Annotated in this window: 12 protein-coding genes; 10 read left to right on the forward strand and 2 right to left on the reverse strand. The window is 36.9% G+C overall.

Features of this window, described 5'->3' with window-relative positions; all coding sequences use genetic code 11:
- Window positions 1-44: 44 nt before the first annotated feature.
- Window positions 45-620 (reverse strand): TetR/AcrR family transcriptional regulator, encoded by a 576-nt coding sequence (locus tag ACMGDK_RS07100; protein WP_436807313.1) that lies wholly within the window; start codon window positions 618-620, stop codon window positions 45-47.
- Between the two features lie 470 nt (window positions 621-1090).
- Here ACMGDK_RS07100 and clpB point away from each other — a divergent pair, with 470 nt between their 5' ends.
- The 10 genes from clpB to ACMGDK_RS07150 all read left to right on the forward strand — a co-directional run bounded on the left by clpB (window position 1091) and on the right by ACMGDK_RS07150 (window position 10965).
- Window positions 1091-3685, forward strand: coding sequence for an ATP-dependent chaperone ClpB (gene clpB / locus ACMGDK_RS07105; protein WP_436807314.1), 2595 nt, complete (start codon window positions 1091-1093; stop codon window positions 3683-3685).
- Window positions 3686-3832: 147 nt separating this feature from the next.
- Window positions 3833-4009, forward strand: coding sequence for a hypothetical protein (locus ACMGDK_RS07110; protein WP_306840338.1), 177 nt, complete (start codon window positions 3833-3835; stop codon window positions 4007-4009).
- 16 nt (window positions 4010-4025) lie between these two features.
- A complete protein-coding gene (locus ACMGDK_RS07115; protein WP_436807315.1) occupies window positions 4026-4178 on the forward strand; it encodes a hypothetical protein in 153 nt (50 codons plus the stop codon).
- A 271-nt stretch (window positions 4179-4449) separates the two neighbouring features.
- Window positions 4450-5454 carry a zinc metalloprotease gene (locus ACMGDK_RS07120; RefSeq protein ID WP_436807316.1) on the forward strand — a complete coding sequence of 335 codons (1005 nt, stop codon included), beginning with the start codon at window positions 4450-4452 and terminating at the stop codon, window positions 5452-5454.
- Between the two features lie 172 nt (window positions 5455-5626).
- A complete protein-coding gene (locus ACMGDK_RS07125) occupies window positions 5627-6166 on the forward strand; it encodes a hypothetical protein (RefSeq protein ID WP_436807317.1) in 540 nt (179 codons plus the stop codon).
- A 30-nt stretch (window positions 6167-6196) separates the two neighbouring features.
- Window positions 6197-6856 (forward strand): hypothetical protein, encoded by a 660-nt coding sequence (locus ACMGDK_RS07130; RefSeq protein WP_436807318.1) that lies wholly within the window; start codon window positions 6197-6199, stop codon window positions 6854-6856.
- The gene (locus ACMGDK_RS07135) at window positions 6826-7611 is read left to right on the forward strand and encodes a sensor histidine kinase (RefSeq protein ID WP_436807319.1); all 786 of its coding nucleotides are present in this window, start codon (window positions 6826-6828) and stop codon (window positions 7609-7611) included. The genes ACMGDK_RS07130 and ACMGDK_RS07135 overlap by 31 nt, the downstream gene beginning before the upstream one ends.
- Entirely contained in the window at window positions 7608-8249 is a 642-nt protein-coding gene (locus ACMGDK_RS07140; RefSeq protein WP_436807320.1) for a response regulator, read from the forward strand. Before ACMGDK_RS07135 ends, ACMGDK_RS07140 begins: the two co-directional genes overlap by 4 nt.
- A 258-nt stretch (window positions 8250-8507) precedes the next feature.
- On the forward strand, window positions 8508-9527 hold the full coding sequence (locus ACMGDK_RS07145) for a zinc metalloprotease (protein ID WP_436807321.1): 1020 nt from the start codon (window positions 8508-8510) through the stop codon (window positions 9525-9527).
- Window positions 9528-9960: 433 nt separating this feature from the next.
- Window positions 9961-10965, forward strand: coding sequence for a zinc metalloprotease (locus ACMGDK_RS07150; protein ID WP_436807322.1), 1005 nt, complete (start codon window positions 9961-9963; stop codon window positions 10963-10965).
- A gap of 53 nt (window positions 10966-11018) precedes the next feature.
- On the opposite strand, the gene ACMGDK_RS07155 is transcribed toward ACMGDK_RS07150, so the two are convergent.
- The gene (locus tag ACMGDK_RS07155; protein WP_436807323.1) at window positions 11019-12884 is read right to left on the reverse strand and encodes a M1 family metallopeptidase; all 1866 of its coding nucleotides are present in this window, start codon (window positions 12882-12884) and stop codon (window positions 11019-11021) included.
- Window positions 12885-12933: the final 49 nt, after the last annotated feature.

Consider the following 12933-nt stretch of genomic DNA (forward strand, 5'->3'; position numbering starts at 1 on the left):
CGCAGATTCTTAATAAAACTTTTATGCTTTTACAGCAAAAAATATTATTTCTGATTCCCTAATAACCCATACAAAAGCTTCGCCCGTATTTCATCGGTAATTTCAGTAGTAGATTCCGTATTTCTTTTGAACCAGAAATAGGAATTGTTGAGAGTATGAAGAATAAATCTTGTGGTAAAAGTAGGTGATTTCAGCTCCCAGTTTTCTGCTTTGTAAATTTCAGTGATTAATTGCTCCACTTCATTCTGATAATTCTTCCGTAGCTCTATAAATTCCGGAAGCCTTTCTTCAAGATGCCTCCATTCGTTGGAATAGATATGGGTGACATCACGGTTTTGTAAAACGACAGAAAGGTGTTTATCCAGAAATAAGTTGAGCTTTTCTTTTGGAGCGATGTCAGTACTTTTTATTTCCTGGAGCTCATCAAAAAATTTCTGAGCTATTCCGAAGCATATCCACTCCAGGATTTCTTCTTTAGACCGGATATGAGCATACAGTGACGCAGCCTTGATATTAAGCTTTGTGGCAAGATCTCTAACTGAGCTGCCCATATAACCTTTCTCTTTGAAAAGCTCTACGGCTACGTCTAAAATTTTCTTTTGTTTTTCTTTAAGCTCCATCTGGTAAAATGCAAAAGTAATTATTCTGAGGTTAATATGTTAATTTAAAGCTATGATTTTAAACAAAGAAGCGGCAGTTTTTTTTAAACCGCTCCGGCAAATCTTCTATTTCACCCTTCCAGCGAAGGGGAATTTCAGGTTAAGATTATATAAAAAGCCTTCAAATACTAAAATTCCTCCTTCTTTTCATTTTCAGTTTTTCCCAGAATATGACGGTTTTTCCATTATTTCAAAGTTAATATAAGGGAATCGGAAATTTTGTCAAGTTAATTTAACGTTAAAAATAGACAATTCGGAAATTTTGTCCATATTTTTTGTAAATTTAATAATTGAACGATTTTTGAAATAAACTAATCGATTAAATGATTAAATAACTTGATGGCATTAAGAAACCGGGCCTTAAAATTTGGTTTCTTGGTGTCTTTTTAAAACTGAACCAAAAACAATTTATTACCAAAAACATAAAAAATATGAACTTAAACCAATATACTGTAAAATCACAAGAAGCCATCCAGGCAGCACAGCAGACTGCTATGGAATTTGGTAATCAGAGTATTGAACCACAACATATACTTGAAGGAATTTTTCAGGTAGATGAAAATATTTCACCCTTCTTATTAAAAAAATCTGAAGCAGATGCCAATCTGGTAAGGGAAAGAAACAGAGAAAATATTGAGAAGCTTCCAAAAGTTCAGGGAGGGAATATTTATCTTTCACAGTCAGCCAACAAAGTTTTGCTGGACGCCCCGAATATTGCTAAAAAAATGGGTGACGAATATGTCACCATCGAACATCTATGGCTATCATTGCTGGAAACCAGCTCTGAAGTATCCAAAATGCTTAAGGATATGGGAGTCACTAAAAGTCTGTTGGAAGGTGCCATTAAAGAATTAAGAAAAGGAAGCAAGGCTACTTCTGCCAGTTCGGAAGAGACTTACCAATCCTTAAATAAATATGCTAAAAACTTCAACGAATTAGCAGCGGAAGGAAAACTGGATCCGGTAATCGGGCGTGATGAAGAGATCAGAAGAGTGCTTCAGATCCTTTCGAGAAGAACTAAAAACAATCCGATCCTTATCGGAGAACCGGGTGTAGGTAAAACAGCCATTGCTGAAGGTATTGCCCACCGAATTATTTCGGGAGATATTCCTGAAAACCTGATGGACAAAACGCTGTATTCTCTGGATATGGGGGCACTAATTGCCGGAGCCAAATACAAAGGTGAATTCGAAGAACGTTTGAAATCTGTGGTGAATGAGGTAATCAAGTCTGAAGGGCAAATTATTCTTTTCATCGATGAGATCCACACTCTGGTAGGAGCCGGAGGCGGTGAAGGTGCAATGGATGCGGCTAACATCCTGAAACCGGCTTTAGCAAGAGGGGAATTAAGAGCTATCGGTGCGACTACTTTAAATGAATACCAAAAGTATTTTGAAAAGGATAAGGCACTTGAGCGACGTTTCCAGAAAGTAATGGTGGAGGAACCGGATACGGAATCTGCGATTTCTATTCTTCGAGGGATTAAAGATAAATATGAAGCCCACCATAAGGTAAGAATCAAAGATGAAGCGATTATTGCTGCGGTTGAAATGTCTCAGAGATATATTTCAGACCGTTTTTTACCGGATAAAGCGATTGACCTTATCGATGAAGCTTCGGCTAAATTGAGAATGGAAATCAATTCAAAACCTGAAGAACTGGATGTTCTAGACAGAAGGTTAATGCAGCTGGAAATTGAGCTGGCTGCTATTTCGAGAGAAGGCAACCAGACAAAAATTGACCATTTAAAAGAAGATATTTCAAAAATTTCTGAAGAAAGAAATGAAATCAATGCTAAATGGCTAAAAGAAAAACAAAAATCTGAGGATTTAACATCTATTAAAAAAGATATTGAATCTCTGAAACTGGAAGCAGAAAAAGCTTCAAGAGCTGGAGACTATGCCAAAGTAGCAGAAATCCAGTACGGAAAAATAAAGGAAAAGGAGGATGCTTTGCAAAAACTCGAATTAGAGATGCAAAACCATCAGAATGAACTCATTAAGGAGGAAGTTACTTCTGAAAACATTTCTGAAGTGATTGCAAAATGGACAGGAATTCCTGTTACCAAGCTGCTTCAGTCTGAAAGAGAGAAACTTCTGAACCTTGAAACTGAACTTCACCATCGTGTTGTAGGACAGGATGAGGCCATCGGAGCAGTAGCAGATGCCATCAGAAGAAACAGAGCGGGACTAAGCGATGAGAAAAAGCCTATCGGATCTTTCTTATTCTTAGGAACAACTGGTGTTGGTAAAACTGAGCTGGCTAAAGCCCTTGCGGAATATTTATTCGATGATGAGAATAATATGACAAGGATTGACATGAGTGAATACCAGGAAAGACACAGTGTCTCCAGGCTGGTAGGTGCTCCTCCGGGATATGTAGGTTATGATGAAGGCGGACAGCTGACGGAAGCTGTAAGAAGGAGGCCGTATTCCGTGGTTCTTCTGGATGAAATTGAAAAAGCACATCCTGATGTTTTCAACACGCTCCTGCAGGTTTTGGATGACGGACGTCTGACGGATAATAAAGGCCGTGTGGTGAACTTTAAGAATTCGATCATTATTATGACCTCTAATTTAGGTTCGCATCTGATTCAGGAGAATTTTGAAAATATCACTGAGGAGAATCAGGATGAGATCGTCGACAAGACAAAAGATGAAGTCTTTGATCTTCTGAAACAAACCTTACGTCCGGAATTCCTGAACAGAATAGACGAAGTGGTGCTGTTCCAGCCTTTAAATAGAAAAGAGATCGGAAAAATTGTTCAGTATCAGCTGAGAGGTTATAATGAGATGCTTTCCAGACGAAACATCATGATGACCGCTACTCAGGATGCCTTGGATTACCTGATGAACAAAGGATATGATCCTTCTTTTGGAGCCAGACCTCTGAAAAGAGTGATCCAGCAGGAAGTATTAAATAAATTATCCAGAGAGATTCTTGCCGGAAAAGTAAATGATAGCGACAGAATTACTTTAGATTATTTTGAAGAAACAGGTTTGGTGTTCAGGCCGACAGATCAGTAAAGTAGTTTTTTTCATATATATTATTTTTGTAAGTAAGTGGTGCAGCCCAATCTGCATCACTTATTTTTTTTGCCTTTTTATCAAAGGTATGTGAAATATTAGTACATTTATAATTCAAAAAAAATTACTAACTAAAACAAAATCAGTATGAAAAAGTTAAAAAGAAGTTCATTGAAAACTATTTTAGGGGGAAAAATCGACTGCCGTTGCAATATATTAATTTACCCTGACGGTTCTACCAGCGGAACGTGTGCTACGGAAAGATGTTCACAGATTAATATCAATTGCGGTCAGGCCGAATGCAGACCCAGCCTTATTGATTAACCTTTAAAATTATCGTATGAAAAAGTTAAAAAGAAATGATTTGAAGAGGATCAGCGGTGGCTTATCATCTTCACTTACAGAATGCGACATCGATATGAACTGCCCTGTAGGGCTTTGCTGTTCAACAGGATATATCTGCAGGGACCCCAAAAGATATCCTTGCATTTAAATTTAAGCTATAAGCCGGAGTAAATTTCCGGCTTTTTTTGCTTTTTAGCAAACTTATTATTTTTCGACTAATTTAAAAGATATAGTCTATCAATTTACTATATTAATAAAACAATTAAAATATTTCATTTAAATAAACAAATCAACGAATAATATAAACAAACATAAAAATATCAAATAAACAGTAAAAAGTGTTAAAATGATAAATAATAATCAATGAATATATATTTTTTATACATTTGTAACACATTTGAATAACAAAAGATAATTTTATGAAAAAAACAGTATTAGGAGTATTGATTACTCTTTTTGTTTCATGCGCCAATGAAACAGAAAATCTCAACACTGAAAAAGCAAACGCGAACACTGACCAACCTACAATGGCAGATAAAGGAGCGATTTGCGGCTCTGATGTTGTGAGGCAAAAATTCCTTTCAGAGAACCCTGACGCTGCTCAGCGTATGTTTAAGATTGAAAACAGCACGGCTGAATTTATTGAACAAAAAAAGATGGGTAAGGTTCTTGCCGACGGAAGTGTTGAGATTCCTGTAATCTTTAATGTACTTTACACGAACACAAGTAATAATATATCCGATGCAAGAATCAATTCTCAGATTGAAGTACTGAACAAAGCTTTCGCATCGACACACGCTAATGTTTCCAATATTCCGGCAGAATTCCAGACGCTAAACGCCGGAGATACAAAAATCAAATTCAGACTGGCCCAGATCAACAGAAAATCCACCACCAAATCCAGATGGGCCCCTGACGATAAAATGAAAAAAGTAACGACCGGAGGAGTTGATGCTACTGATCCTACAAAATATTTAAATATCTGGGTGGTAGATTACATGCCTTATCAATCCGGATATGTATTAGGATACGCCACTTTCCCTGAATCTGCAGGACTTTGGAATGACGGGGTAGTCATGATGGATGAATATGTAGGTGAAGGCGGACCGATTGCTACTCACAACAAAGGAAGAGTAACGGTACACGAAGTTGGTCATTATCTGAACCTGAGACATATCTGGGGTGACGCTAACTGTGGAAACGATTTCGCAGATGACACTCCACAACAGATCACTCTTCACAGAGGAGTTCCTTCTTATCCTAAAATGGAAACATGCGGAGGCGTATCCCGATCTGTAATGTTCATGAATTATATGGATTATTCTGATGAAACTACTTTATTCATGTTTACAAAAAACCAGAACGACAGGATGCAGGCATCTGTTTCAGCTAACGGACCTAGAGCCGGATTGAGAATATTATAAAGCATAATATCTATAAATACAGAGCCTCCAATGATTTGGGGGCTCTGTTATTTACAGCTTATACACAATCCGTAAAAACACGGAAAATAAACAGGAAAAAACACATCTGTTTACCTCGAAATTTTTACGAGATTTGCACTACTAACTAACATTCTTTTATAAAACTAACGTTATGAAAACAAAAACTACTTCGGAGGCCGGAGCAAGCGAGACTGTTTCAGGTGTAAACACCATTCCTTCAGAGCTTGTTCGGCAGTTAATAGGCAACTACAGAAACAATCAGATGCAGGCTGTTAACAAGGAATTAGGAATTACCGATTCTCATGCCATATGGTTTGACCTTCCTAAACTGAAAAAGTTTATAGCATGTGTAGAAAATGAAGCCAAAAAAGCAAATCCTGATGTTTCTGAAGAGGATTTAGGCATCAGGTTCTATTATGCCGCCTATCCAAAAGCTGAAGACTGGGCCATTATGGAAAGCCATCCTGTAGAAAAGGAATACGCAGAAAGACATACTTTAGTAATGATCCCTACCCTAAAAAAAGCGGATGAAACCGGGGAAATGCTTAACTATGACTTTTGCCCGCCAAATTCAGGATCAATATTAGCTATGGCCTCAAAAAACGGAAAGTCGGCTTGCCCTGAAACTCTTGCGGAAAACCATGGAACACTATCTCCACCGCAGGATCCAAAAGTTGAACAATTCCCTTAATTCAATAATTTATTTTATCCCACAACAAACATGACTGATTTTCAGAAGATACTGCAGGAGTCTCTAATCTGGGTAGAAGGACTTACTGCCATAATATCCATTATTTACTACAACCGTGGTAATACGGACAGATATTGGAAATATTTTTCTTTTTATCTTATTCTTATGTTTTTGTGTGAAGTAGTAGGTAAATGGGGATATCTGCTTATAGAATATAACAAGCCGAAGTTTTTTAATTACTTCGTAATTCCTATTGAGTTTCTTTTCTTTTACTGGCTTTATGCTGCAAAATCCCTAGGCAGGCCAAAATTATTCTACATCATGTCCCTGCTGTATCTTTTGTCATTTTTATCAAGTGAATTCTTCTTCACCACGAAAAAGATCATTTTATCCTTTAACTATACAGTAGGCTGCCTACTTTTAATGGTGTTGGTGATCATGGAATATTACAAACAGATCAATTCTTCTGAAATCCTGAACTTCAGCAGGAACAAGATGTTTTATATTAATCTTGGAGTGACGTTATTCTATATAGGAACGCTTCCATTCTGGACATTCTTTAATCTTATTAGGGAATACAGAGAAATACATGATATTTATTTTTCTTATTTTCTTATGTCAGGAATTATAATGTATCTATTATTTTCAATTTCATTCATATGGGGAAAACAGAGCTCATCATCGTATTAATTTTGTTTAATATCTTCTTTGTATTGTTTGTATCAGCAGTAATAGTTTACATCAGAAAATACAAGCAGCGCAAGAGAGAATATATGAATGAAATTGAAGTAAAAAATGAAGTCCACAAACGGGAACTCCTGGCCACACAGCTTGAAATCCAGCAGGCCACCATGCAGCAGATAGGACGTGAGCTTCATGATAATATCGGCCAGAAACTGACACTGGTAAGCCTCTACACCCAACAGCTTCTTTACGAAAACAGAGTTCCTGAAGTAATTGAAAGAATCGACCAGATTTCACAGATCATTAACCAGTCGCTGCAGGATCTCAGAAACCTCTCAAAAACACTGACGGACGACAATATAAATCAGAAGGAAATCGTAACTTTGATTCAGGAAGAGGTAGACAATACCAATACTTTCAAGAGGTGCCATGTGAGTTTTAAACATAACTTTAGGCAGCTTGATCTTGGATTTGTCCATAAAAATGTACTTCTCAGGATCATACAGGAATTTATCCAGAACAGCATCAAACATGCCAACTGTAAAAATATTTTTATCAACCTGAATACTTCCGAGGAGATACTTTGGGAGCTTAATCTCAGGGATGACGGTATTGGATTCGACAGTACTGAGGTAAAGTCCAACGGTATTGGCCTGACGAATATGAAAAACAGAGCAGCAATCATAGGCGCAGATTTTAATCTTGAAAGCCAGAAAAATACCGGAACTACACTCAATATTATTTTAAAAAAACAGCCATGAAAAAAACAATAGTAATTGTTGATGACCACGTACTCATTGCCAAAGCACTGGAGGGGATTATTGATAATTTTAATGAATTTGAAGTGATCTATGTTTGTGAGAATGGCAAAGATCTGATTCAGAAGCTTGAAGACAACGGTAAAATCCCGGATATCATTCTTCTGGATATCAGCATGCCAATTATGGACGGCTTCGAAACTGCTGCCTGGCTTACTCAAAATCATCCGGAGATTAAAGTAATGGCACTAAGCATGCAGGGTGATGACAACAGTGTTATTAAAATGATTAAAAACGGTGCAAAAGGATATTTATTAAAAAACACCCACCCTAAAGATCTGGAAACCGCATTAACAAAATTAAATTCTGACGGCTTTTTCTATCCGGAATGGGCTTCAAAGATTATATTTTCCAATTTAAACAAAGATAAGGAAACAGCAAGCACCATAAGAATTTCGGACCGCGAAAAAGAATTCCTGAAATACACTGTTACCGAGCTGAGCTATAAGGAAATTGCAGACAGAATGTGCTGCAGCCCGAGAACCGTAGAAAGCTACCGCGACCAGCTCTGCGATAAACTGGACCTGAAAACCCGGGTTGGCCTAGCGGTTTTTGCTATTAAAAATGGTTTTGCAGGGTAATCTGGCGAAAAGAAAAAACTTTAAAATATAAATAATTTTCAATGATTAAATAAATATTTTTAACTACAATAATTTCAATTGAAAAATATTTAAACACAAATTATAAAAACAATTAAAATTCAACCAAAATCAACAAAAACAAAGAAAAACTCAATAAACATCGATATTTGATGTAAATTATTCAAATAATTGTGAATATTTTTTGTGTATTAATTTTTTATAATATAAATTTGGAGAGCAAACCATTTACAATATATTATGAAAAAACTACTATTCGGAGCTCTCGTTCTGGGCTTCATGTCAGCTTGTACCAGTGATAATATTTCCAATCAGGAGGATGTATCTCAGGATCCGGGAAATCTTTCAAGCGCAATGGCATCAAAAAGAGCCTGTCCTTCTGACCTTATAAGGGAAAAGGCACTCAAAAGCGATCCGGCATTAAGAGCCAGATTTGAAGCTAATGAATTACAGTCTGAAAAATTCTCAAGAGACATTATGATGGGTAAGGTGCTCCCAGACGGGACGGTAGAAATTCCGGTTGTTTTCAATGTAATCTATAACACTTCTACACAAAATATTTCTGACGCAAGAATCGCAGAGCAAATCGCAGTATTAAATGCAGACTACTCTGCTACTAATTCTGATATCACTAAAATACCTGCGGCATTTCAACCTGCTGCAGCCGGAAATGTAAAGATCAGTTTTAAGTTGGTAGCGACAAACCGTAAGCAAAGCACAAAAACGGCATGGAGATCTGATCTGGAAGAAATGAAAAAATCGACTACCGGAGGTATTAACGCAACGGATCCAACCAAAAACATGAATATCTGGGTGGTTAATTCTATCCTAGATGAGAATAACCAGCCCGGGACATTGGGATATGCCTATTACCCTGAATCTGCCGGTCTTTGGTATGACGGTCTTGTAATAGGCTATCAGTATATTGGTAAAACAGGCGCTTCCGCTCCGTTCAATTTAGGCAGAACAGTTACACACGAAGTAGGGCATTATTTAAACCTACCTCACCTTTGGGGATCTTCCAATACAGGCTGTCAGACGGATTACTCCAGTGACACACCTACTTCTCCAGGGCCTAACTACGGAACACCATCATATCCTTTAAACAGAGTTTGTGGAGGGGTAAGCCGCTCTCAAATGTTCATGAATTATATGGATTATGTAGATGACAAAGCAATGTTCATGTTCTCTGCCAACCAAAAAACAAGAATGCAGGCAGTAGTGGCTTCAGCTGGTCCAAGAGCAGGATTAAGACAATAGACATCTAATAAACTTAAATAAGATAGTCTGGATTAATTTTTAATTCAGGCTATCTGTTTTATAATAATCCCGTAGTTCCACGATGTATTATATATAAAAATTAAATTCAAAAATATGAAAACGGGAACTTTTTCCAAAAATAACTACTGATTAAAACCAACTCATTATGTTTTATTAATAGCTTAATAATAAATAAAATAATTTATTCAAAAATTACATAATTTAAAATTACGTTATATTTTAAGAAAAATAATTCAATTAATTTAATACTTTATAAATTAACAATAAATCAATATTAATCTATATAACATATGAAATACATAATATTTTAAATGAAATGTTGATGTATTTTTAATAAAATGTTAAAAATATGTTGCATAATAATTTCAAATAATATAAATTCACCGTCAGAAATTATAGAAAAAAAGAGCTTATGAAAAAATTATTATTTGGAGCAATTGTATTAAGCTTCATGTCAGCTTGTAACAGTGACAATATGTCAAACCAAAGCGAAAACCCTGCAAATGAAGAGGTTTCTTCGGCCGACATGTTCAAAAGGGGTTGTGCCTCTGAAGAAGTAAGACAGGAAGCATTAAATAGTGATGCACAACTTAGACAAAAGTTTGTAACACTAGAAGCGAATACAGAAAAATTCGCTAATGAATTAAAACTTGGAAAAGTTCTGGCAGATGGTACTGTTGAAATTCCGGTTGTTGTAAATGTATTATATAAAACTACTGCAGAAAATGTATCTGACGCAAGAATCGCGGAACAAATAGATGTATTAAATGCTGATTTCACAGGAACAAATAGTGATGCCAGTAAAATTCCTGCTGAGTTTCAGACTGTAAGTGCCGGTGATACGAAAGTAAAATTCAGATTGGTAAATACCATAAGAAAAGCTACAAGCAAGACAAGCTGGGCAACCAATGATGATATGAAGAAAGCATCCAAAGGAGGAATTGATGCTACAAGCCCGGCAAATTACTTAAACATCTGGGTTGTAGGTAAAATGACAAGCCAGGGAAGAACTATTCTTGGATACGCTACATTCCCTGAATCTGCAGGATTATGGAATGACGGTGTAGCCATTGCCGCTCCATATTTTGGAAAAACAGGAGCAGCTTCACCATTTAATTTAGGAAGAACCGCAACACACGAAGTGGGACATTATTTAAACCTTAGACACATCTGGGGAGATGCAAGCTGTGGTAACGATCAGGTTACAGACACCCCTACGCAGACTACTGCTAATTATGGAAAACCAACGTATCCATTATACAACACATGTAGCGGTGTTCAAAGATCTGTAATGTTTATGAATTATATGGATTATGTAGATGATGCTGCCATGTTTATGTTCTCAGCTGGACAGAAAGCAAGAGTTCAGTCGGTAATTGCTTCTACAGGAGCAAGATCCGGATTAAGACTTTACTAAAATTTAAATTAACCTCATAAAAAAGCCTGAATTTTCTATTCAGGCTTTTCTTTTTATAATGATTTCGTATTATTTTCAGGTGTATAATCCATAAAAATATCTCCGTCTAAAGTCACCGATTTTACTTTCTTTTTAATAGGAATGGCAAGATCTGCCTGCTTTTGGTTCTTTTCCCACAAAGAAGGTGAAAAATGAAGCTTTTCAACTGATCCGTCTTCGTAATTTAAAACAGCATCAAAAGGAATCGCAAATCCTCCAACATTATCCACATTGACTGTAAGAAGATCGTTTAGCTGTGAAATATCAGTTATTTTCAGGTCAATATAGTTATTGGTATAAAACCAGTTTTGAAAGAACCAGTTCAGGTTTTTTTCGGAACCAGTATTCATTGAGTGAAAATAATCCCACGGTACCGGGTGTTTTCCATTCCAGTTGTTCATATAATGCAGAAGTGCTTTCTTGAACAGTTCGTCTCCTAAATAATCTTTCAAGGCAAGATACGAAAGAGATGCTTTCACATAGGAATTGTTTCCGTATCCGGCTCCGCTTACCTGCGTACTCATTGTAATAATAGGTTGGTCCTGTTCCGCAGAAGGGTCATTAATCCATTTTTTAACCCGGAAATTTTTATAGAATTCTTTGGCTGCAGCTTCACCGTTTTCATCAATGCCGATCAAATACTCAAGGGTAGTTGCCCAGCCTTCATCCATAAAAGCATAACGGGTTTCATTAATTCCCATATAAAAAGGGAAATAGGTATGGGCAATCTCATGATCTGCGGTAAGCCTTGCATCACGAAGATCATCAGGAATACTTGTATCATTAATCATCATTGGGTATTCCATATCGGCATATCCCTGAATCGCAGTCATTACATTATAAGGGTATTCCACGCCAGGCCATTTCTTCGAAAACCAGTCCAGATTATAGCGCATCCAGTCTACATACTGCTCAAAATCTTTAGCTCCGGCTTTATATCCTGCCTGAACACTTGCTCTTTTTGTTTTTAACTGAACACTTGCCGCATCCCAAACATAGTGGCTGCTCAATGCAAAACAGAAATCCGTAATGTGACTGGCTTTGAATTTCCAGACATTCCATTTGTTCTGCTTGGTTACTTTTCCGGACCGCATTTCCTGCTCGGAAGCAATATGAATTACCTTGTCGCTTTTAAGAGAAGCTTTATATCTTTTTAAATATTCCTGCTGAAGTACTGCTTCAGGATTCAGAAAATCACCGGTAGCCCATACTACAAAATTTTTAGGCGCAGAGATGGCAAAGCTGTAATCATTAAAATCATTATAGAACTCCTGTCTATCCGAATGGGGAAGCATATCCCAGCCATTATAATCATCATAAACGGAAATCCTCGGGAAAGAATAAGCTACATAAAAAGTTTCAGGATCTATCTGCCCTTCCCTTCCGCTCTGCACGGAAAGCGGATATTCCCATTCTATTTTCACGTCAGCTTTTGCTCCGGCCTTAAGCGCTTTATTCAACTTTACTTTTTCTACAGTTCCCCAATTATCGCTGTTTACGGTATATTTCTCACCATTGATGATCAATGATTTAATATAAAGCCCTGAAGACAAAAAATCTTGGGATACGAAACCAGATCTCGGAGACTGCGGCTTATGGAGATTATTCACAAATCTGATCGCAAGTTCGTGAAGTTCATCGGGGCTGTTATTAATGTATGTGATCGTTTCTTTACCTGAAACCGTTTTGCTTCCGGCATCCACTTTTACCTCAACATTATAAATCCCTTTATTCTGCCAATAGTTTTTACCCGGAGCGCCGGAAATATCACGGGTTCCCTTTTCATAGGCTTTCTTAATATTTCTTGGCATATACAGCTCCTGGGCAGCGATCTGCTGCATCGAAACAGCGACTACCAAAGCGTAAAGAAATAGTTTCATATCTCTAATTTTAAAAAATAAGTATCAAAATTAGCGAAAATGTCACACA

The sequence above is a fragment of the Chryseobacterium hilariae genome (assembly GCF_051400735.1).
Lineage (GTDB): Bacteria > Bacteroidota > Bacteroidia > Flavobacteriales > Weeksellaceae > Chryseobacterium.